General features: G+C 58.0%; 19 protein-coding genes. 11 read left to right on the top strand and 8 right to left on the bottom strand.

From position 1 onward, the window contains the following. The first annotated feature begins 45 nt into the window (after positions 1–45). Positions 46–360 (top strand): tetratricopeptide repeat protein, encoded by a 315-nt coding sequence (locus HU754_RS01105; protein WP_186620329.1) that lies wholly within the window; start codon positions 46–48, stop codon positions 358–360. Position 361: 1 nt separating this feature from the next. On the opposite strand, the gene HU754_RS01100 is transcribed toward HU754_RS01105, so the two are convergent. From HU754_RS01100 to HU754_RS01090, 3 genes are all read right to left on the bottom strand, one after another. Next, entirely contained in the window at positions 362–601 is a 240-nt protein-coding gene (locus HU754_RS01100; protein WP_095049573.1) for a PilZ domain-containing protein, read from the bottom strand. Between the two features lie 73 nt (positions 602–674). Beyond that, positions 675–1,562, bottom strand: a complete 888-nt coding sequence (locus HU754_RS01095) for a lysophospholipid acyltransferase (RefSeq protein WP_093429542.1) — start codon at positions 1,560–1,562, stop codon at positions 675–677. Between the two features lie 40 nt (positions 1,563–1,602). Beyond that, complete coding sequence (locus HU754_RS01090) at positions 1,603–2,160, bottom strand: DNA-3-methyladenine glycosylase I (protein WP_186620326.1); 558 nt, start codon at positions 2,158–2,160, stop codon at positions 1,603–1,605. An 81-nt stretch (positions 2,161–2,241) separates the two neighbouring features. Here HU754_RS01090 and glyQ point away from each other — a divergent pair, with 81 nt between their 5' ends. From glyQ to HU754_RS01070, 4 genes are all read left to right on the top strand, one after another. Continuing rightward, positions 2,242–3,195, top strand: coding sequence for a glycine--tRNA ligase subunit alpha (gene glyQ / locus HU754_RS01085; RefSeq protein WP_003187265.1), 954 nt, complete (start codon positions 2,242–2,244; stop codon positions 3,193–3,195). Continuing rightward, the gene (gene glyS / locus HU754_RS01080; protein WP_186620324.1) at positions 3,192–5,246 is read left to right on the top strand and encodes a glycine--tRNA ligase subunit beta; all 2,055 of its coding nucleotides are present in this window, start codon (positions 3,192–3,194) and stop codon (positions 5,244–5,246) included. Before glyQ ends, glyS begins: the two co-directional genes overlap by 4 nt. Positions 5,247–5,250: 4 nt before the next feature. Continuing rightward, entirely contained in the window at positions 5,251–5,790 is a 540-nt protein-coding gene (gene gmhB / locus HU754_RS01075; protein WP_186620322.1) for a D-glycero-beta-D-manno-heptose 1,7-bisphosphate 7-phosphatase, read from the top strand. Between the two features lie 83 nt (positions 5,791–5,873). Next, positions 5,874–6,653 carry a lysophospholipid acyltransferase family protein gene (locus tag HU754_RS01070; RefSeq protein WP_093429546.1) on the top strand — a complete coding sequence of 260 codons (780 nt, stop codon included), beginning with the start codon at positions 5,874–5,876 and terminating at the stop codon, positions 6,651–6,653. A gap of 168 nt (positions 6,654–6,821) precedes the next feature. Here HU754_RS01070 and HU754_RS01065 read toward each other — a convergent pair whose 3' ends face one another. Then, positions 6,822–8,354, bottom strand: a complete 1,533-nt coding sequence (locus HU754_RS01065) for a sensor histidine kinase (protein ID WP_093429547.1) — start codon at positions 8,352–8,354, stop codon at positions 6,822–6,824. A 169-nt stretch (positions 8,355–8,523) separates the two neighbouring features. Between HU754_RS01065 and HU754_RS01060 the strand changes: the two genes are divergently transcribed. Further along, complete coding sequence (locus HU754_RS01060) at positions 8,524–9,243, top strand: response regulator transcription factor (RefSeq protein ID WP_186620320.1); 720 nt, start codon at positions 8,524–8,526, stop codon at positions 9,241–9,243. A gap of 102 nt (positions 9,244–9,345) precedes the next feature. Here the strand turns inward: HU754_RS01060 and gyrB are convergent, their stop codons facing one another. From gyrB to dnaA, 4 genes are read right to left on the bottom strand one after another with little or no spacing between them, the layout of a single operon-like run. Beyond that, on the bottom strand, positions 9,346–11,763 hold the full coding sequence (gene gyrB, locus HU754_RS01055; RefSeq protein WP_093429549.1) for a DNA topoisomerase (ATP-hydrolyzing) subunit B: 2,418 nt from the start codon (positions 11,761–11,763) through the stop codon (positions 9,346–9,348). A 5-nt stretch (positions 11,764–11,768) separates the two neighbouring features. Then, complete coding sequence (gene recF / locus HU754_RS01050) at positions 11,769–12,872, bottom strand: DNA replication/repair protein RecF (protein WP_038359568.1); 1,104 nt, start codon at positions 12,870–12,872, stop codon at positions 11,769–11,771. Positions 12,873–12,886: 14 nt separating this feature from the next. Next, complete coding sequence (gene dnaN, locus HU754_RS01045; RefSeq protein ID WP_007911887.1) at positions 12,887–13,990, bottom strand: DNA polymerase III subunit beta; 1,104 nt, start codon at positions 13,988–13,990, stop codon at positions 12,887–12,889. Between the two features lie 39 nt (positions 13,991–14,029). After that, positions 14,030–15,556, bottom strand: a complete 1,527-nt coding sequence (gene dnaA / locus HU754_RS01040; RefSeq protein ID WP_093429550.1) for a chromosomal replication initiator protein DnaA — start codon at positions 15,554–15,556, stop codon at positions 14,030–14,032. Between the two features lie 566 nt (positions 15,557–16,122). Here dnaA and rpmH point away from each other — a divergent pair. From rpmH to mnmE, 5 genes are all read left to right on the top strand, one after another. Beyond that, positions 16,123–16,257 (top strand): 50S ribosomal protein L34, encoded by a 135-nt coding sequence (rpmH, locus tag HU754_RS01035; RefSeq protein WP_003213577.1) that lies wholly within the window; start codon positions 16,123–16,125, stop codon positions 16,255–16,257. A gap of 16 nt (positions 16,258–16,273) precedes the next feature. Continuing rightward, the gene (gene rnpA / locus HU754_RS01030) at positions 16,274–16,675 is read left to right on the top strand and encodes a ribonuclease P protein component (RefSeq protein ID WP_042704971.1); all 402 of its coding nucleotides are present in this window, start codon (positions 16,274–16,276) and stop codon (positions 16,673–16,675) included. Further along, complete coding sequence (gene yidD, locus HU754_RS01025; RefSeq protein ID WP_010465488.1) at positions 16,668–16,913, top strand: membrane protein insertion efficiency factor YidD; 246 nt, start codon at positions 16,668–16,670, stop codon at positions 16,911–16,913. Before rnpA ends, yidD begins: the two co-directional genes overlap by 8 nt. 2 nt (positions 16,914–16,915) lie before the next feature. After that, entirely contained in the window at positions 16,916–18,595 is a 1,680-nt protein-coding gene (yidC, locus tag HU754_RS01020) for a membrane protein insertase YidC (RefSeq protein WP_034152190.1), read from the top strand. A gap of 79 nt (positions 18,596–18,674) precedes the next feature. Continuing rightward, positions 18,675–20,045 carry a tRNA uridine-5-carboxymethylaminomethyl(34) synthesis GTPase MnmE gene (mnmE, locus tag HU754_RS01015; protein ID WP_186620318.1) on the top strand — a complete coding sequence of 457 codons (1,371 nt, stop codon included), beginning with the start codon at positions 18,675–18,677 and terminating at the stop codon, positions 20,043–20,045. Positions 20,046–20,269 lie beyond the last annotated feature (224 nt).

Genomic DNA, 20,269 nt, shown 5'->3' with positions numbered 1-20,269 from the left:
CTAAACCCCATCAACACCTGACAGTCCCAAGAAAGGAATCCACCGATGCTCGAATCCCTGGAAAAAATGCTCGCCAAGGGTGTGGATAACTCCCTGCTGCGCTTCGGCCTGGGCAAGGGTTATCTGGATCTGGGTGAAAATGCCAAGGCCGCCGAGCACTTTGAACGTTGTGTCGGCTTCGATCCGAAATATTCGGCAGCCTGGAAGCTGTTGGGCAAAGCGCATCTGGCGCTGGGCGATCACGCCGTCGCGCGTAATGCGTGGGAACAAGGTCTGGAAGCGGCCCGCGCCCATGGCGACAAGCAGGCCGAGAAGGAAATGACGGTGTTTCTGAAGAAGCTTGACCGTCAGGCGCTATAAATCAAAGGTAGCGAAGACCGATCCCGTCGGCATCTACCGTCACCACTTCCATCCGCACCCGCGGCGCGCCTGTGGGTAAACCCTGCACCTCGCCGTAAACCACTGCGCCTTTGGGCAAAGAAGCCAAAACCGGATGCTGCACAAACACCCCGGTAGGCGACAGGTTGCGCGTCTGCCCGAGGCATTCGCCAAAGCTGTCGTGGGTAATCTTGATGCGGAAGGATTTGCGTTGTTCGGACATCTTGTTGCGCCCTTTGATGAACGGTTGTGGATAACCTCGCCAGTGAGGTTATCCACAGATCATGCCAATCAGCTCAGTACCAGCGCTCTTCGCCCGGCGGACGCTTCTTGAAGCGCTTCATGCTCCACATGTACTGGCTCGGGTACGCGGCGACGTAACGCTCGACGACTTTACTCATCGCGGCGCAGGATTCGGCGGTATCGGTGCTGTACATGGCTTCTGGCGCGGCTTCGAGGATCACTTTGTAGCCGGAACCGTCGGGCAGGCGCAGCGCATGCAGGAACACACCGACGGCTTTGCCACCGGCGAGCATGTTCGGCACGAATTTGCTGGTCAGCGCTTGAGTGGCGAAGAACGGCACGAAGATCCCGGCGGATTCGGCCGGTTCCGGGTCAGCAGGAATGCCCACTGCACCACCTTTGCGCACTTCCTTGATCACACTGAGGATGCCTTCCTTGGTGGAAGCAGCGACTTTGTTGCCCAATTGCACACGCTGTTTGCGCAGCAATTCGTCCACAGCCTTGAGCTTCGGCGGACGGTAGAAAATGATCGGTTTGCACTGGCTGCAATAGAAGTGATTGAGCACTTCCCAATTGCCTAAATGGCTGGTGATGCCGACCACGCCTTTGCCCGAGGCCAAGGCATTCTTGAGGATGTCGAGACCTTCGACTTCGCGCACCAGATCGATCGAGCGCTGCGCCGGCCAGATCCACGCGCAGGCGCTTTCGGTCAGCGACTTGCCGATGTCTTTCAGGCTTTGGCCGACCAGACGTTCACGTTCGGCGGCATCCATCTGTGGAAAACATTTCGCAAGGTTGATCCGCACCACTTCGCGGGAACGGTTGGGGGTTTTCCACATGATCCAGCCAATCGCCGAACCTACGGCCTGCACGGCCCGCCATGGCAGCAGGGCAAACAGCCGCAGAGCGCCTACCAGCAAGGCGCCTTTAAACTTTTCCACAGGTCACTCCTGATCTTGTGCGGTGCGCGAGGCGGCCATTCTAACCGGCGTTGACGAGCTGCGCGTAGCGGTCGCAGTCCTGAGTGTGGTCCATGACCATGCCCGAGGCCTGCATCAGTGCGTAGCAAATGGTCGGGCCGACGAACGTGAATCCGGCCTTTTTCAAGGCTTTGCTCATCGCCAGCGCTTCGGGGGTGATCGCCGGGACTTCGCTGCGATCCTTGAAATGATTGATGATCGGTTGGTCACCGACGAACGACCAGAGGAACGCCACCGGGTCCTCCAGCGCCAGCCAGGCCTGGGCATTACGCCGGGCGGCGTTGAGTTTCAGGCGGTTGCGGATGATCCCAGGATCGAGCATCAATTCGTCGATTTCAGCGTCGCTCATCTGCGCCACGCGCTGTACGTCGAAGCCGAACAACACCTCGCGATAACGCTCGCGCTTGCGCAACACGGTGATCCAGGACAGCCCGGCCTGGAACCCTTCGAGCAAAAGCAACTCGAACAAACCCTGCGCATCGCGTAGCGGCGTGCCCCACTCCTGATCGTGATAAGCCATGTACAGCGGATCTTCGGTACACCAAAAGCAGCGTGGCATAAGGCTCCAGGGGGTGGAGGTGCGACTGAATCGGGTATACTCCCGCTCTTTAAATCGCAGCCCAAGAAACAGGTGAATTTCGTGAGCCAGCCTACGCCAGCCGTGCGTACCTTCCAAGACTTGATCCTCGCGCTCCAGCAATACTGGGCCGAGCAAGGTTGCGTGGTACTTCAGCCCTACGATATGGAAGTAGGCGCCGGCACTTTCCACACCGCGACCTTCCTCCGCGCCATCGGCCCGGAAACCTGGAACGCCGCCTACGTGCAGCCAAGCCGCCGTCCGACTGACGGCCGCTACGGCGAAAACCCGAACCGTCTGCAGCACTACTATCAGTTCCAGGTCGTCCTGAAGCCGAACCCGGATAACTTCCAGGAACTGTACCTGGGCTCGCTCAAGCATGTCGGCCTGGACCCGCTGGTCCACGACATTCGCTTCGTCGAAGACAACTGGGAATCGCCGACTCTCGGCGCCTGGGGTCTGGGCTGGGAAGTCTGGCTCAACGGCATGGAAGTGACTCAGTTCACTTACTTCCAGCAGGCGGGCGGCATCGAGTGCTACCCGGTGACCGGCGAGATCACTTACGGTCTCGAGCGTCTGGCCATGTACCTGCAAGGCGTGGACTCGGTCTACGACCTGGTCTGGGCTGACGGTCCGTTTGGCAAGGTGACCTACGGCGACGTGTTCCACCAGAACGAAGTGGAACAGTCCACTTACAACTTCGAACACGCCAACGTCGACAAGCTGTTCGAACTGTTCGACTTCTATGAAAGCGAAGCCAAACGCCTGATCGAACTCGACCAGCCGCTGCCGTTGCCGAGCTACGAAATGGTGTTGAAGGCGTCGCACACCTTCAACCTGCTGGATGCACGCCGGGCGATCTCGGTGACCGCGCGTCAGCAATACATTCTGCGCGTACGCACCCTGGCGCGTTCCGTTGCGCAAGCCTACCTGCTGGCGCGCGCCAAGCTGGGCTTCCCGATGGCGACCCCGGACCTGCGTGACGAAGTACTGGCCAAGCTGGAGGCAGCACAATGAGTGCGCAAGATTTTCTGGTTGAACTGGGCACCGAAGAACTGCCACCGAAAGCCCTGAACACCTTGGCTGAAGCGTTCCTCGCCGGTATCGACAAGGGCCTGCACGCCGCTGGCCTGAGCTACGAGACTAAAACTGTCTACGCCGCACCGCGTCGTCTGGCTGTGCTGATCACCGCGCTGGCTACCCAGCAACCGGATCGCAGTATCAACCTCGACGGCCCGCCACGTCAGGCGGCGTTCGACGCTGACGGCAATCCAACGCAAGCAGCACTGGGCTTCGCCAAGAAGTGCGGCGTCGATCTGAGCGAAATCGATCAGAGCGGCCCGAAACTGCGTTACAGCCAGAGCATCGCCGGCAAGCCGACCGCGAGCCTGCTGCCGACCATCGTCGAAGACTCGCTGAACGACCTGCCGATCCCGAAACGCATGCGTTGGGGTGCGCGCAAGGAAGAGTTCGTGCGTCCGACCCAATGGCTGGTGATGCTGCTCGGTGACCAGGTCATCGACTGCACCATCCTCGCGCAGAAGGCTGGCCGTGATTCCCGTGGTCACCGCTTCCATCACCCGGAAAGCGTGCGCATCGGTTCGCCGTCGAGCTACCTCGCCGACCTGCGTGCCGCTTACGTATTGGCCGATGCCAACGAGCGTCGCGAGATCATCAGCAAGCGCACCGAAGAACTGGCCACCCGTCAGGAAGGCACGGCAATCGTTCCGCCGGCACTGCTCGACGAAGTGACCGCGCTGGTCGAATGGCCGGTGCCGCTGGTCTGCTCGTTCGAGGAGCGTTTCCTCGACGTGCCGCAAGAAGCCCTGATCACCACCATGCAGGACAACCAGAAGTACTTCTGCCTGCTGGATGCCGACGGCAAGTTGCTGCCACGTTTCATTACTGTGGCCAACATCGAAAGCAAAGACCCGCAGCAGATCGTCGCCGGTAACGAAAAAGTGGTTCGTCCACGTCTGACCGACGCCGAGTTCTTCTTCAAGCAAGACAAGAAGCAGAAACTCGAAGCTTTCAATGATCGCCTGAAGAACGTGGTGTTCCAGGAAAAACTCGGCAGCGTCTACGACAAGGCCGAGCGCGTATCGAAACTGGCTGCGTACATCGCCGCACGCATTGGCGGCAATGCCTCGTGGGCTGCGCGCGCAGGTCTGCTGTCGAAGTGTGACCTGGCCACCGAAATGGTCGGCGAGTTCCCGGAGATGCAAGGTGTCGCCGGTTACTACTACGCCCTCAATGACGGCGAGCCGGAAGACGTCGCGCTGGCGCTCAACGAGCAGTACATGCCACGCGGTGCTGGTGCTGAATTGCCGGCGACCCTGACCGGTGCGGCCGTCGCGATCGCTGACAAGCTCGACACCCTGGTCGGGATCTTCGGTATCGGCATGCTGCCAACCGGCAGCAAAGACCCGTATGCCCTGCGCCGTGCGGCCCTCGGTGTGCTGCGCATCCTGATCGAGAAAAAACTCGACCTCGACCTGAACGACGCCGTGGCTTTCGCCGTGACTGCGTTCGGCGCCAAGGTCAAGGCTGCCGGCCTCAACGAGTCCGTACTGGAATTCATCTTCGACCGTCTGCGTGCGCGTTACGAAGACGAAGGCGTTGAAGTCGCCACTTACCTGTCGGTGCGTGCCCTGAAGCCGGGTTCGGCGCTGGACTTCGACCAGCGTGTGCAAGCAGTGCAAGCCTTCCGCAAACTGCCGGAAGCGGCAGCGCTGGCGGCGGTGAACAAGCGTGTGTCGAACCTGTTGAGCAAACTCGAAGGCGCGGTACCGACCGAGGTGCAAGCCAAGTACTTCGACAACGCCAACGAGTTCTCTCTGTACTCGGCGATCCAGCAAGCGGATCAAGCGGTGCAGCCAATGGCGGCAGCGCGTCAGTACAACGAATCGCTGGCACGCCTGGCGGCTTTGCGTGAGCCGGTAGATGCGTTCTTCGACGCGGTGATGGTCAATGCCGACGACGCCAATGTGCGGGCCAACCGTTACGCGCTGCTGGCGCGTCTGCGTGGTCTGTTCCTCGGTGTTGCCGACATTTCGCTGCTGGGTTGAGGGATTGCTGTTGAAACTGCTGATTCTCGATCGGGACGGAGTGATCAATTACGACTCCGACGCTTACATCAAGTCAGTGGCGGAGTGGATTCCGCTGCCCGGCTCGATCGAGGCGATTGCGCAGTTGAGCAAGGCCGGCTGGACGGTGGCGGTCGCCACCAACCAGTCGGGCATTGCTCGCGGCTACTACGACCTCGCCACCCTCGATGCCATGCACGCGCGCCTGCGCGAGCTGGTCGCGGAGCAGGGCGGTGAAGTTGGGCTGATCGTGTATTGCCCGCATGGGCCGGACGAAGGCTGCAATTGCCGCAAGCCGAAACCGGGGATGCTGAAAACCATCGCGGCGCATTACAACGTGACGCTGGCCAATGTCTGGTTCGTCGGCGACAGCCTTGGTGACCTGGAAGCTGCCAAAGCCGTCGATTCACAGCCAGTTTTGGTAAAGACCGGAAAGGGCGCAAAGACTCAGGGCAAAACCCTGCCGGTTGGCACTCTGATTTTTGACGATCTGGCGGCGATTGCCGCAGAACTTATCCACAACTAGAGTACTTCTGAAGTTCCTGACCAGGGATTGATCGGGAGTGCGCTTGAACATTCGGGCATTGCCCCGTAACGGTAAACGTCACTATGTCGATACTGCGGGCCATCAGGATTTTTCTCTTTTACCTGCTGCTGGGCACCACCTCCCTGCTGTGGTGCAGCTTGAGTTTTTTTATCGCGCCGTTTTTGCCGTTCAAGGCGCGCTATCGTTTTATCAACGTGTACTGGTGCCGCTGTGCCTTGTGGTTGACCAAGGTGTTCCTCGGTATCCGTTACGAAATCAAAGGCGCGGAAAACGTACCTGACCGGCCCTGCGTGATTCAGTCGAACCACCAGAGCACTTGGGAGACGTTCTTTCTCTCCGCTTATTTTTCGCCGTTGAGCCAGGTGCTCAAGCGCGAGCTGCTTTATGTACCGTTCTTTGGCTGGGCCATGGCCATGCTGCGGCCAATCGCGATTGACCGTGACAACCCGAAAGCTGCACTGAAACAAGTCGCCGCCAAAGGTGACGAGCTGCTCAAGGACAACGTTTGGGTGCTGATCTTTCCTGAAGGCACACGCGTGCCGTTTGGCACTGTCGGCAAGTTCTCCCGCAGTGGTAGCGCTTTGGCGGTAAATGCGGCGCTTCCGGTCCTGCCGATTGCACACAATGCCGGCAAATTCTGGCCGAAAATCGGCTGGGGCAAGAAGTCCGGGGTGATCACCGTGGTCATCGGTGAGCCGATGTATGCCGAAGGCACAGGGCCTCGCGCCATTGCTGATCTGAACGACCGCGTACAAGCGTGGAACGAGAAGACTCAACGGGAAATGGGTTCGCTGCCACCGGCACCGCAAGCACCGGCTGCAAGCGATCAGATCGCTGTCTGAGATTTTGTGGATAACCTGTGTACGGTTTTGTTGAAAAAGCCTGAATATTGAAATTAAGTAATTGATTTACTTATATATTTCTCAAGCTCATAAAACACCGTAAAACGTGCATAAGTTTTTTTCGGATGTAAAAAGACCGGCTGATATAGCCGGTTTTTTTGTGCCTGTTCACTCGGCGATCAACGGTAATTCGAAAAGAAATGTGGTGCCTTGATCGACCATGCTGTGGCACGAGATTTTGCCGCCGTGGTGATCAACCACCGCTTTGACCATCGACAAGCCCAGGCCAACGCCGTCGATGCCTTGTGCGGAGGAAAAACGTCGGTACTGACTGAACAGGTCGGGCAACTCTTGTTCGGCGATGCCTTTGCCTTGATCGGTCAGTTCGCAACGTAGCCACTCTCCTTGGCAACTGACTCGTAGTTCAATCGTGGTATCTGCCGGGCTGTACTTGATCGCATTCTCCAGCAGGTTGAACAGCGCACGCGTCAGTAATCCCTGGTCAGCCATGATCAGGCGCTCCTGGGATTGCTCATCCATGTCGTGCAGCAGTTCGATGCGTTTCTGCTGGGCGATGGGCAAGGCCTGATCCAGCACGTCCAGCACCAACATAGCGAACAGGCTCGGCTGGAACTGATAGGCTTCGGACTCGGCCCGCGCCAGCAAGACGAAACCATCGGTGAGATCCAGCGCGCGACGCACCTGCCGCTCAATCTGTTCGAATAACGGCGAGTCCGCCCCGGCCTGATGGCGGTGAACATCGAGCAGGGCGAGGATCGCCGAATGCGGGGCACGCAAGTCGTGGGAAAGAAAGCGCAGCAATACCCCGCGTTGTTCCTCGGCGGCACGTTCGGCGCTGAGATCGGTGAGGCTGAGCAGCCAACCAATCGGGGTGTCTCCGTCCACCGGCAGCAGGGCGGCACGCTCCAGGCGCAGGCTGCGTTCCTTGTGATCGCGAAACTCCAACAGCGGAATGGCCGACAGTGACGGGCGCAACTCTGTGGACAACTCCGGGTAACCGAGGCTGGCCAGTTGATCGAGGACGTCGTCCCCCACCAGATTGTGATCGAATAGCTGGCGAGCCTTGCGATTGCCCAGCAGGATCTGGCCTTTGGGATCGCTGATCAGTGTGGCGACGGGCAAGTACTCCAGACCGTCGGCAATAAAGCGCCGGGTATCACGGGTGCGACTCATAGCCTGTTCCAGCGCCATGATCTGCCCCTGCAAGCGATCAGCACCGGTGAATTGCGAGCGACGGCGTTCGGGGAAAACCTTCGGCTCGCTGTCCAGTCGTGCCAGCTCCCAGCCGAAATAAGTCAGCACTACGCTCAGGCGCCGCCAGTTCCAGATCAGATAACCGAACAACATCCCCAACACGGCTGGCGTCGGCGACCACCAGCGGCGCGTTTCCGCTAAACCTGCACTGGTCAGCAACGCGCACGCCATGCTGATCAACGTGACCCAGAGCGCCCAGCGCGGGCGCCACAACAGCAGCCCAAGACTGCCGGCCACCAAGGCGACCGACAACAGGGCGCCTTTGGCGGCAGACGCATCGTGCAGGTTAATCTGCGCGCGATAAGACAGCAGCGCAGTCAGCGGCAACAGCACTAGACTTATCCACAACCATTCGCGCACCAACTGTCGAAACAATCGCTGCACCTGGCTCGGTTCACGGCTTTCACGCCGACGCTGATTGTTCATGGGGAAAAAGGGCAGGGCAGTGTGAATGGTTTCATGGGCCACAGGTCTGAGACGTAGACCCGAAGAATCATAGCGGACGTCGACCAACGGCGGGCCGCTTACTTTCACAGCTTGGGCCGAGCGACTATGGTTGTCCGCCAACTGCCCCAGCAACAAGGAATAACCGCGAATGCGCGTTGCGATTCTGGACGACGAACCCGCCGAACTGCGCCGGGTCGAGCAAACCCTGCAGCAAATGGCCGATGCCGGCGATCAGCCATGGTCGCTGCACAGCTTCGAGCGTGGCGAAGACTTGCTGCGCCAGTTGCGCCGGGAAACCTTCGACCTGCTGATCCTCGACTGGCAACTGCCAGACCTGACCGGCCTGGCCCTGCTGCGCTGGACCCGCGAACACATGGAAGCGCCACCAGCGGCGATCATGCTGACCAGTCGCGATGGCGAGAGCGATATCGTCCAGGCCTTGAACGCTGGCGCCGATGATTACGTCAGCAAGCCATTCCGGCCGAATGAGTTGAAGGCGCGGGTGGCGGCGGTGCTGCGTCGGCATAGCCAGCAACGCGCGGCTGCAAGTGAGGTGCTGAGCTTTAATGATTTGACATTTGATGACGCTGAACTGACGGTTACCCGCGAGGGCAAACCGATTGTCATGACCGAACGCGAGTACCGACTCGCCCGGTGCCTGTTCAGCAATCTGGGCCGGCCATTGTCGCGGGACTACCTGTATGAGCGGTTTTGGCCGCACGAGGAGATGGCGTCGTCGCGACCGCTGGATACGCATATCTATCGGCTGCGTAACAAATTGGGGCTGACGGCGGATCGGGGTTGGCAGTTGCTGACGATTTATGGGTATGGGTATCGTTTAGAAAGCGTCGCATCTGCGGTCGAGTAGACCATTCCGAGCACATGCTCGGAATGGTTGAAAATGGCAAACCAGAAAAATAAAAAAAGGCCAACGCATTGCGTTGGCCTTTTTTGATGGCGCCAGCCGGAATCAGAAATCCAGGTTAGAAACCGCCAACGCATTGCTCTCGATGAAGTCACGGCGAGGTTCGACCGCATCACCCATCAGGGTGTTGAAGATCTGGTCTGCGCCAATGGCGTCTTCGATGGTGACCTTCAGCATGCGGCGCACGCTTGGGTCCATGGTGGTTTCCCACAGCTGATCCGGGTTCATTTCGCCCAGACCTTTGTATCGCTGAATGGTGTGACGCTTGGTGCTTTCCGCCATCAGCCAGTCGAGGGCTTCCTTGAACTCGGTGACTGCCTTCTTGCGCTCGCCACGCTGGATGTACGCGCCGTCGTCGAGCAGGGTGCTCAGTTGAGCGCCGAGGGTGACGACGGTTTTGTAGTCGTTGCTGCCGAAGAAGTCGCGGTTGAAGGTGACGTAGTTCGACAGGCCGTGGGAGATCAGTTCGACCTCCGGCAGCCATACACCACGTTCACGGTCTTCACGCAGGCTGGCCTTGTAGACCAGACCGGACTTCTCGACGGTGCGCAGACGGACTTCGTACTGGGCCAGCCAGTCCTGCATCTTGGCGTGGTCGCCAAGCATTTCCAGGCTCACGGCCGGCAGGTAGATGAAGTGCTCGGTCAGCTCTTGCGGGTACAGGCGCGACAGACGCTTGAGGGTCTTCATCACCATGCGGAAGTCGTTTACCAGACGCTCCAAAGCTTCACCGGAAATGCCTGGGGCCTCTTCGTTCAGGTGCAGGCTCGCATCTTCCAGAGCCGATTGCGTCATGTACTCTTCCATGGCGTCGTCGTCTTTGATGTATTGCTCTTGCTTGCCTTTCTTGACCTTGTACAGCGGCGGCTGGGCGATGTAGATGTAGCCGCGCTCGATCAGCTCCGGCAACTGACGGAAGAAGAAGGTCAGCAGCAGGGTACGGATGTGCGAACCGTCGACGTCAGCATCGGTCATAATGATGATGTTGTGATAACGCAGCTTGTCGATGTTGTATTCGTCGCGACCGATGCCGCAGCCCAGCGCGGTGATCAAGGTGCCCACTTCCTGGGAAGAGATCATCTTGTCGAAACGCGCTTTCTCGACGTTGAGGATCTTGCCCTTCAACGGCAGGATCGCCTGGGTCTTGCGGTTACGTCCCTGCTTGGCAGAGCCGCCCGCGGAGTCACCTTCCACGAGATACAGTTCGGACAGCGCAGGGTCTTTTTCCTGGCAGTCAGCGAGCTTGCCTGGCAGACCGGCAATGTCCAGCGCGCCTTTGCGGCGGGTCATCTCACGAGCTTTACGCGCCGCTTCACGGGCACGGGCAGCGTCGATCATCTTGCCGACGACCAGCTTGGCTTCGTTCGGGTTTTCCAGGAGGAAGTCGGAGAAGTACTTGCCCATCTCCTGCTCGACCGCAGTCTTCACTTCGGAAGACACCAGTTTGTCTTTGGTCTGCGAGCTGAACTTCGGATCCGGCACTTTCACCGAGATGATCGCGGTCAGGCCTTCACGGGCATCATCACCGGTGGTGGCGACTTTGTGCTTCTTCGCCAGACCTTCCTGCTCGATGTAGTTGTTCAGGTTACGCGTCAGGGCCGAGCGGAAGCCCACCAGGTGGGTACCGCCGTCGCGCTGCGGAATGTTGTTGGTGAAGCACAACAGGTTCTCGTTGAAGCTGTCGTTCCACTGCAGGGCGATTTCCACGCCGATGCCGTCTTCACGCTGGATGTTGAAGTGGAACACCTGGTTGACCGCAGTCTTGTTGGTGTTCAGGTATTCAACGAACGCCCGCAAGCCGCCTTCGTACTTGAACAGCTCTTCCTTGCCGCTGCGCTCATCCTTGAGGACGATGCCGACACCGGAGTTGAGGAAGGACAGTTCACGAATGCGCTTGGCCAGGATGTCCCAGCTGAAGTGAATGTTCTTGAAGGTTTCGCTGGAAGCCTTGAAGTGGATCTGGGTACCGGTGGTTTCGCTGTCGCCAACGATGGCCATCGGTGCCTGAGGTACGCCGTGGACGTAGGTCTGTTCCCAGATCTTGCCGCTGCGGCGAACGGTCAGGACCAGTTCTTCGGACAGTGCGTTCACTACCGATACACCTACGCCGTGCAGACCGCCGGAGACCTTGTAGGAGTTGTCGTCGAACTTACCGCCAGCGTGGAGGACGGTCATGATGACCTCGGCGGCGGAAACGCCTTCCTCTTTGTGCACGTCTACCGGGATGCCACGGCCGTTGTCTTTAACGGTGATGGACTCATCCGGGTGGATGATGATGCTGATGTCGTCGCAGTGGCCGGCGAGGGCTTCGTCGATCGAGTTGTCGACCACCTCGAACACCATGTGGTGCAGACCGCTGCCATCGTCAGTGTCACCAATGTACATACCGGGACGTTTGCGTACGGCATCCAGGCCTTTCAGCACTTTAATGCTCGTTGAGTCGTACGTATTTTCTTCGCTCAATGCCTTCACTCCCGATGGTCGTGGGTCTGGGTGATACGGCCCTGTTCCACGTGGAACAGAGCGACTGGCGTTTCCGTCTGCCAGCCTTCCCTCAATAATTCGTGATCTACACAGGTGATGAACACCTGGCAGCGTAAGTCTTCCAGCAAACGGCACAGCGCGCGACGATGGCCCTCGTCCAGCTCGGACGGCAAGTCATCCACCAGATAAATACACTGACCGCGACGGGCCTGGCTGACCAAATGCCCTTGGGCAATCCGTAGTGCACAGACCACTAACTTCTGCTGACCCCGGGACAATATGTCCGCGGCGTTGTGAGCGCCCAATCTAAGACGCAAATCAGCCCGTTGCGGTCCGGCCTGGGTATGACCCATTTGCTGATCCCGTTGCACGGATCCAGCCAGTACGGCGCTCAATTCCCGGTCTTTGTCCCAGCCTCGGTAATAGCTGAGCGTCAAACCTTCAAGCTCAACCAGTTCGCTCAAGGTTTGTTCAAAGACTGGTTTCAAGGCTTTGATGTACGCGCGGCGGTATTCATCGATTTCAGCGCTGGCCTGGCACAGTTCCCTGTCCCAAACCGCTTGCGAAACGGCGTCAAGTGTACCATGTCGCAGCCAAGAGTTTCTCTGGCGCAGGGCCTTCTGCAACCGCTGCCAGGTGGCCATAAAGCGCGGCTCGACGTGGAACACGCCCCAGTCGAGAAACTGTCGACGAATCTTCGGCGCACCTTCAAGCAAGCGGAAGCTGTCGGGGTTGATCAACTGCAGCGGCAGGATCTCCGCCAGCTGCGCAGCACTGCGGGCGTTCTGGCCGTCGATGCGGATCTGGAACTCGCCCTGACGATCGCGCGAGATCCCCAACGCACTGTGCCCACCCTCAGCCAATTCGACCTGACCGAACACGGTGCAGGCGAGTTGCTCGTATTGAATGACCGGCAACAGCCGCGTGCTACGAAACGAACGGGCAAGCCCCAGCAGATGAATGGCTTCCAGAACACTGGTTTTGCCGCTGCCGTTGGCGCCGTAAAGAATGTTGATGCGGGGGGAGGGGGAGAAGGTCACCGGGTGCAGATTGCGCACCGCGGTGACCGAAACACGACTTAAGGACATCCAGGGTCAGCTGATTACAGACGCATCGGCATGACAACGTAAGCCGAATCGTCGTTGTCGGACTCTTGTACCAGCGCACTGCTGTTGGAGTCAGACAGGATCAGGCGAACCTGCTCGGTGGTCATCACGCCCAGCACGTCGAGCAAGTAGCTCACGTTGAAGCCGATTTCCAGGGAGCCGCCGTTGTATTCAACGCCCACTTCTTCTTCCGCTTCTTCCTGTTCCGGGTTGTTGGCCTGGATCTTCAACTGACCGCTGGCCAGTTGCAGACGGATACCACGGTACTTCTCGTTGGACAGAATCGCGGTACGGCTGAACGCTTCACGCAAGGCCTGGCGATCGCCCAATACCAGCTTGTCGCCGCCCTTTGGCAGAACGCGCTCGTAGTCCGGGAACTTGCCGTCAACCAGTTTCGAGGTGAAGGTGAATTCGCCGGTGGTGGCGCGGATGTGATGTTGACCCAGCACGATGCTGACATTGCCGTCCGGTTCGGTGAGCAGACGCGCCAGTTCCAGAATACCTTTGCGCGGCACGATCACCTGATGGCGATCTGGCTGGCCGATATCGGCCTTCATCGAGCACATGGCCAGACGGTGACCGTCGGTGGCCACAGCGCGGATGATGCCTTCGGACACTTCCAGCAGCATGCCGTTGAGGTAATAACGCACGTCCTGCTGGGCCATGGCGAAGCTTGTGCGTTCGATCAGGCGACGCAGTTTGCTTTGTTCAAGACTGCAAGTCAGCGAGCCCGGACCTTCTTCAACGGTCGGGAAATCGTTGGCCGGCAGAGTCGACAGGGTGAAGCGGCTACGGCCAGCCTTCACCACCAGCTTCTGCTCGTCGACCTTGATGTCGATCAGCGCGTCGTTGGGCAGGCTTTTGCAGATATCCATCAGCTTGCGCGCAGGCACGGTGATGGAACCTGTTTCAGCCGGCTCTTCAAGTTGCACACGACCAACCAGCTCGACCTCGAGGTCGGTACCGGTCAGCGACAGTTGCTGGCCTTCGACAACCAGCAGCACGTTGGAGAGTACCGGCAAGGTCTGTCGGCGCTCGACGACGCCTGCGACCAGTTGCAGGGGTTTCAACAGGGCTTCGCGTTGAATGGTGAAATGCATGGTCTAGTCCCTTGCCTTAATAAGCTGCGCTGGTGTTCATCAAGTGGTCAGTGTACGCAGCAGGTTCTTGTAGTCCTCGCGGATGTCCGCATCGGATTCCTTAAGTTCGTTGATCTTTCGACAGGCGTGCAACACCGTGGTGTGGTCGCGGCCGCCGAACACATCGCCGATTTCCGGCAGGCTGTGGTTGGTCAGTTCCTTGGACAAGGCCATGGCGACCTGACGCGGACGAGCCACCGAGCGCGAACGGCGCTTGGACAGCAGATCCGAGATCTTGATCTTGTAGTACTCGGCGACGGTGCGCTGAATGTTATCCACAGAGACCAGTTTGTCCTGCAACGCCAACAGGTCTTTCAGGGATTCGCGAATCAGCTCGATGGTGATGTCGCGGCCCATGAAGTGCGAGTGGGCGATCACGCGTTTCAGCGCACCTTCAAGCTCACGGACGTTGGAGCGAATGCGCTGGGCGATGAAGAACGCGGCGTCATGCGGTAACTCGACTTTGGCCTGGTCGGCCTTCTTCATCAAGATAGCCACGCGGGTTTCCAGTTCCGGCGGCTCGACAGCTACCGTCAGGCCCCAGCCGAAGCGGGATTTGAGGCGTTCTTCAAGGCCTTCGATTTCTTTCGGGTAGCGGTCACTGGTAAGAATGACCTGCTGGCCACCTTCAAGCAGGGCGTTGAAGGTGTGGAAAAACTCTTCCTGCGAGCGCTCTTTGCGGGCGAAGAACTGAATGTCGTCGATCAGCAAAGCATCCACCGAACGGTAGAAACGCTTGAACTCGTTGATCGCGTTCAGTTGCAGCGCCTTGACCATATCGGCCACGAAGCGCTCGGAATGCAGGTACACAACCTTGGCATTCGGGTTCTTCTTTAATAGGTGGTTACCCACCGCGTGCATCAAGTGGGTTTTACCCAGGCCGACGCCACCATAAAGGAACAGCGGGTTGTAACCGTGCTTGGGGTTGTCCGCCACTTGCCAGGCCGCCGCGCGGGCGAGCTGGTTGGATTTACCTTCGACGAAGTTTTCGAAGGTGAAGGTGCGGTTCAGGTAGCTGGTGTGCTTGAGCGCACCTTCTACCTGCACGGTGCGCTGTTCGGCGCGAACCGGGGCTTGCTGCGAAGCGGCACCGGACATCGGATCGAAACTGTCGCGAGACGGTTCATCGCTGACTTCAGGGCTTTTCTGCGTCGAGCGCTTGGCCGTCGGTGCGGGCGTCTGCGTCGGTGCCTGCACGTTCGCAGGTGCGGCATTGACCTGAGCCTGGGAAACCTGCGCGGCAGCCAGCGGTGCATTCGGTGCGGCACGCGGTGCCGAGCTGCGCTTGCTGCCTATTAATAAGGAGAGGGCCGGCGCCGTGCCGTTGCCATGCTCATCCAGCAGTTCAAGGACGCGGCCCAGGTACTTTTCGTTGACCCAATCCAGCACAAAACGGTTCGGTGCGTAGACGCGCAACTCGTCGCCTTCGGCTTCGACCTGTAGTGGACGGATCCAGGTGTTGAATTGTTGGGCAGGCAGCTCCTCGCGCAAAAGCTCCACGCACTGCTGCCAAAGTTCCACTGACACGGATATCCCCTAAGTTGAAAGCCGGTGAGGCAAAAACAAGCGGCCATTGTAGCGGCGAGCGGTCCACTTATCCACATGCAGGTTGCCCGGTGACCATGATTTATCAATGCGTTAAATCGAAAAAAGGCGACCAACGGTGTGTGAATAAGCTCTGTGGATAACCGCCTCTAAGGGCACTGGACAACTGGGGGTTGAACTCGGTGGATAACCTGCCTGTGGATAACAGGCCTTTCCACACACAGGTTATCCGATAGTGCAGCACAGGCTGAACACGGTTTTCCACTGTAGTTGTCATTCTCTGTACATCAGGCGAAATAAGGGCTGATACCACTTATCCACAGAAGGAGGCATCCCTAGCTTTTATAAGCTTTACAGAAAAGCTTTAAATAATTCCCTTCTTTATTTTTATGTTTGGCAGACAGGCTTTCAGCCAGAGACAGCCCTGAGATCTATTTATAAGGAAACGCTGGTTGGAAATTGACCTGAAGGCTTGCTTTCTCTAGAATCCCCGGTCTCTTAAAACGGGGGCCATTCCGGCCCGTTGTGGACGAACCAGGTAACACGACATGAAACGTACTTTCCAACCAAGCACTATCAAACGCGCCCGTACCCACGGTTTCCGTGCTCGCATGGCTACCAAGAACGGCCGTGCTGTCCTGTCGCGTCGCCGCGCCAAAGGTCGTGCGCGTCTGGCAGTTTGATAATCCGGTACTGGAGGTGAGTCAGGACTTCAGTCGGGAAAAGCGTCTGCTTACTCCCCGGCATTTCAAGGCAGTCTTTGACTCCCCTACCGGCAAGGTTCCGGGGAAAAATCTCCTGCTCCTTGCACGCAACAACGATCTTGATCACCCCCGTCTCGGGCTGGTTATCGGGAAAAAGAGCGTAAAGCTCTCCGTTGAGCGCAATCGCCTCAAACGTTTGATGCGCGAATCGTTCCGTCTGCACCAGGATTCACTGGTTGGCTGGGACATCGTTATCGTCGCGCGCAAAGGTCTGGGCGATGTAGAAAACCCCGAATTGATTCAGCATTTCGGCAAGCTCTGGAAGCGTCTGGCACGCAGCAAGCCAGTTCCAGAAGTCAAAACCGAAACTGTAGGGGTAGACAGTCCAGATGCGTAAACTGGCCCTCGTTCCGATCCAGTTTTATCGCTATGCCATTAGTCCTTTGATGGCCAGTCACTGTCGTTTCTACCCCAGTTGTTCCTGCTACGCGTATGAAGCCATCGAAAATCATGGCCTTCTGCGCGGTGGCTGGCTGACCTTTCGTCGTTTAGGTCGCTGTCATCCGTGGAATCCCGGTGGTTATGACCCGGTTCCACCTATCCCTACCTCCCGTTCTTCTTCGATGGCCGAGTAATCATGGATATCAAACGCACGATCCTGATCGTCGCCCTGGCAATCGTGGCCTACGTTATGGTCCTTAAATGGAACCAGGACTATGGTCAGGCTGCCCTGCCGACTCAGAATGTTGCTTCCAGTACGACTACATCCGGTTTGCCGGATACCGCCACTGGCAATAATGCTGCCGCCAGTGACGATATTCCGCGTGCCGCTAGCGATACCAGCGCACCTGCCGAAACACCGGTAGCCGCCAGCAAGGATCTGATCCAGATCAAAACCGACGTGCTCGATCTGGCGATCGATCCACAAGGTGGTGATGTTGCTCAACTGACTTTGCCTTTGTATCCACGTCGTCAGGATCGTCCTGATGTGCCGTTCCAGCTGTTCGATAACGGTGGCGAACGTGTTTATCTGGCCCAAAGCGGCCTGATCGGCACCAATGGCCCGGATGCAAATCCGGCCGGTCGTCCGGTCTACTCTTCGGAGAAGAAGACTTATCAACTGGCTGACGGTCAGGACCAACTGGTCGTCGACCTGAAATTCAGCAAGGACGGCGTCAACTACATCAAGCGTTTCACCCTGAAACGCGGCCTGTATGACGTAGCCGTTTCCTACATTGTGGATAACCAGAGCGCTCAGCCCTGGAACGGCGCAATGTTTGCTCAGTTGAAACGCGACAACAGCGCGGATCCTTCGTCCACAACCGCTACTGGTACCGCGACTTACCTGGGCGCTGCCCTGTGGACAAGTTCGGAGCCGTACAAGAAAGTGTCCATGAAGGACATGGACAAGGCGCAACTGAAGGAAACCGTCACCGGTGGTTGGGTAGCCTGGCTGCAACACTACTTTGTGACCGCGTGGATTCCGGCCAAGGGCGAGAACAATGTCGTCCAGACCCGTAAAGACAGCAAAGGCAACTACATCATCGGTTACACCGGTCCTACACTGACCGCTGCTCCGGGTGCCAAAGTTGAAACCAGCGCTGTGCTGTACGCCGGTCCGAAAAGCCAGGCTGTACTGAAAGAGTTGTCCCCAGGTCTGGAACTGACCGTCGACTACGGCATTCTGTGGTTCATTGCCCAGCCAATCTTCTGGCTGCTGCAACACATCCACGCGATCGTTGGTAACTGGGGCTGGTCGATCATCTTCCTGACCATGCTGATCAAGGGTCTTTTCTTCCCTCTGTCGGCTGCCAGCTACAAATCGATGGCGCGCATGCGTGCCGTTGCGCCGAAACTGGCTGCATTGAAAGAGCAACATGGCGATGACCGGCAGAAAATGTCGCAAGCCATGATGGAGCTGTACAAGAAAGAGAAGATCAATCCGCTGGGCGGCTGCTTGCCGATCCTCGTGCAGATGCCGGTTTTCCTTTCGCTGTACTGGGTTCTGCTGGAAAGCGTAGAGATGCGCCAGGCGCCGTTCATGCTGTGGATCACTGACCTGTCGATCAAGGATCCGTTCTTCATTCTGCCGATCATCATGGGCGCAACCATGTTCATCCAGCAGCAGCTGAACCCGACTCCGCCGGATCCGATGCAGGCGAAGGTCATGAAAATGATGCCAATCATCTTCACCTTCTTCTTCCTGTGGTTCCCTGCAGGTCTGGTGCTGTACTGGGTTGTGAACAACTGCCTGTCCATCACCCAACAGTGGTACATCACACGTAAGATCGAACGGGCTACCAAAGCAGCCGCTTGATTTACACTGTGGATAACCACTCAAAACGCCCCCTAGTGGGGCGTTTTGCTATCTGTCATTTTTGTCTGGATTCCGGTTAATGAGCGTACCTCGTGAAACCATCGCCGCCGTCGCCACCGCTCAAGGTCGCGGTGGTGTCGGCATCGTCCGTATTTCCGGGCCGTTGGCCAGTGTCGCGGCAAAAGCCATCAGCGGCCGTGAACTGAAACCGCGTTACGCCCATTACGGCCCGTTTTTCAGCGACGACCAGCAGGTGCTGGACGAAGGCCTGGCGCTGTATTTCCCGGGACCGAACTCGTTCACCGGCGAAGACGTTCTGGAATTGCAGGGCCACGGTGGCCCGATCGTTCTGGATATGTTGCTCAAGCGTTGCCTGGAATTGGGTTGCCGCTTGGCCCGTCCGGGTGAGTTCAGTGAACGTGCCTTCCTCAATGACAAACTCGACCTGGCCCAGGCCGAGGCGATTGCCGATTTGATCGAAGCCAGTTCTGCACAGGCTGCGCGTAATGCTCTGCGTTCCTTGCAAGGTGCGTTTTCCCAGCGTGTGCATAACTTGACCGAACAACTGATCGGCCTGCGCATCTACGTCGAAGCCGCCATCGACTTCCCGGAAGAAGAAATCGACTTCCTCGCCGATGGCCATGTGCTGAGCATGCTCGACAAAGTCCGTGATGAATTATCCACAGTATTGCGCGAAGCCGGGCAGGGCGCGTTGTTGCGCGATGGCATGACCGTGGTGATTGCCGGTCGTCCGAATGCCGGCAAGTCCAGCCTGTTGAATGCATTGGCCGGTCGCGAAGCGGCGATCGTTACCGAGATTGCCGGCACCACCCGCGACATCCTGCGTGAACATATCCACATCGACGGCATGCCGCTGCATGTTGTCGATACTGCAGGTCTGCGTGATACCGATGATCATGTGGAAAAGATCGGTGTTGAACGGGCGTTGAAAGCCATTGGCGAGGCAGATCGGGTGCTGCTGGTGGTCGATGCAACCGCTCCGGAAGCACTGGATCCGTTTGCCTTGTGGCCTGAATTCCTCGAAACCCGCCCGGATCCGGCCAAGGTTACGTTGATTCGTAACAAAGCAGACCTGACTGGTGAATCCATTTCCCTGGAAGTCAGTGAAGATAGCCACGTGACGATCAGCCTGAGCGCCAAATCTGCAGGTGATGGTCTGGAACTCCTGCGTGATCACCTCAAGGCCTGTATGGGCTACGAGCAGACTTCGGAAAGCAGCTTCAGTGCTCGTCGTCGCCATCTGGAAGCGTTGCGCCATGCCAGTGCAGCCCTTGAACACGGTCGTGCACAACTGACTCTGGCGGGTGCGGGCGAGTTGCTGGCCGAAGACCTGCGTCAGGCTCAGCACTCTCTAGGGGAAATCACCGGGGCATTCAGCTCTGATGATCTGCTGGGACGGATTTTTTCCAGCTTCTGTATCGGTAAATAAACCCTCCGCTTTCCACAGACAGGTCCATTCGCGACCTGTCTGCGCCTCCTCTTTCTCAAACCTTTCTCCAGTGCCGGGCAGATTTCATCTCCCTGAGCGGATTTCTCGCGCCTGTTATTTCTTCATTCACCGTATTTCTGTGGATTAAGCCCTGTGAATAACTGCCACTAAGGGCAGTTGATAACAGGGCCTGAAAACTGGACATAACCCCCTCTGTGGATAAC

It is taken from the genome of Pseudomonas zeae, assembly GCF_014268485.2.
GTDB lineage: Bacteria > Pseudomonadota > Gammaproteobacteria > Pseudomonadales > Pseudomonadaceae > Aquipseudomonas > Aquipseudomonas neuropathica.
The sequence above is the reverse complement of the archived record's forward strand: the minus strand, read 5'-3'. Positions and strand labels throughout refer to the sequence as shown.

Coding starts and splice junctions, on each gene's coding strand:
- HU754_RS01105 (WP_186620329.1), top strand. CDS start 46: ATGCTCGAATCCCTGGAAAAAATGCTCGCCAAGGGTGTGGATAACTCC.
- HU754_RS01100 (WP_095049573.1), bottom strand. CDS start 601: ATGTCCGAACAACGCAAATCCTTCCGCATCAAGATTACCCACGACAGC.
- HU754_RS01090 (WP_186620326.1), bottom strand. CDS start 2,160: ATGCCACGCTGCTTTTGGTGTACCGAAGATCCGCTGTACATGGCTTAT.
- glyS (WP_186620324.1), top strand. CDS start 3,192: ATGAGTGCGCAAGATTTTCTGGTTGAACTGGGCACCGAAGAACTGCCA.
- HU754_RS01070 (WP_093429546.1), top strand. CDS start 5,874: ATGTCGATACTGCGGGCCATCAGGATTTTTCTCTTTTACCTGCTGCTG.
- HU754_RS01065 (WP_093429547.1), bottom strand. CDS start 8,354: ATGAACAATCAGCGTCGGCGTGAAAGCCGTGAACCGAGCCAGGTGCAG.
- HU754_RS01060 (WP_186620320.1), top strand. CDS start 8,524: ATGCGCGTTGCGATTCTGGACGACGAACCCGCCGAACTGCGCCGGGTC.
- recF (WP_038359568.1), bottom strand. CDS start 12,872: ATGTCCTTAAGTCGTGTTTCGGTCACCGCGGTGCGCAATCTGCACCCG.
- dnaN (WP_007911887.1), bottom strand. CDS start 13,990: ATGCATTTCACCATTCAACGCGAAGCCCTGTTGAAACCCCTGCAACTG.
- rpmH (WP_003213577.1), top strand. CDS start 16,123: ATGAAACGTACTTTCCAACCAAGCACTATCAAACGCGCCCGTACCCAC.
- yidD (WP_010465488.1), top strand. CDS start 16,668: ATGCGTAAACTGGCCCTCGTTCCGATCCAGTTTTATCGCTATGCCATT.
- yidC (WP_034152190.1), top strand. CDS start 16,916: ATGGATATCAAACGCACGATCCTGATCGTCGCCCTGGCAATCGTGGCC.
- mnmE (WP_186620318.1), top strand. CDS start 18,675: ATGAGCGTACCTCGTGAAACCATCGCCGCCGTCGCCACCGCTCAAGGT.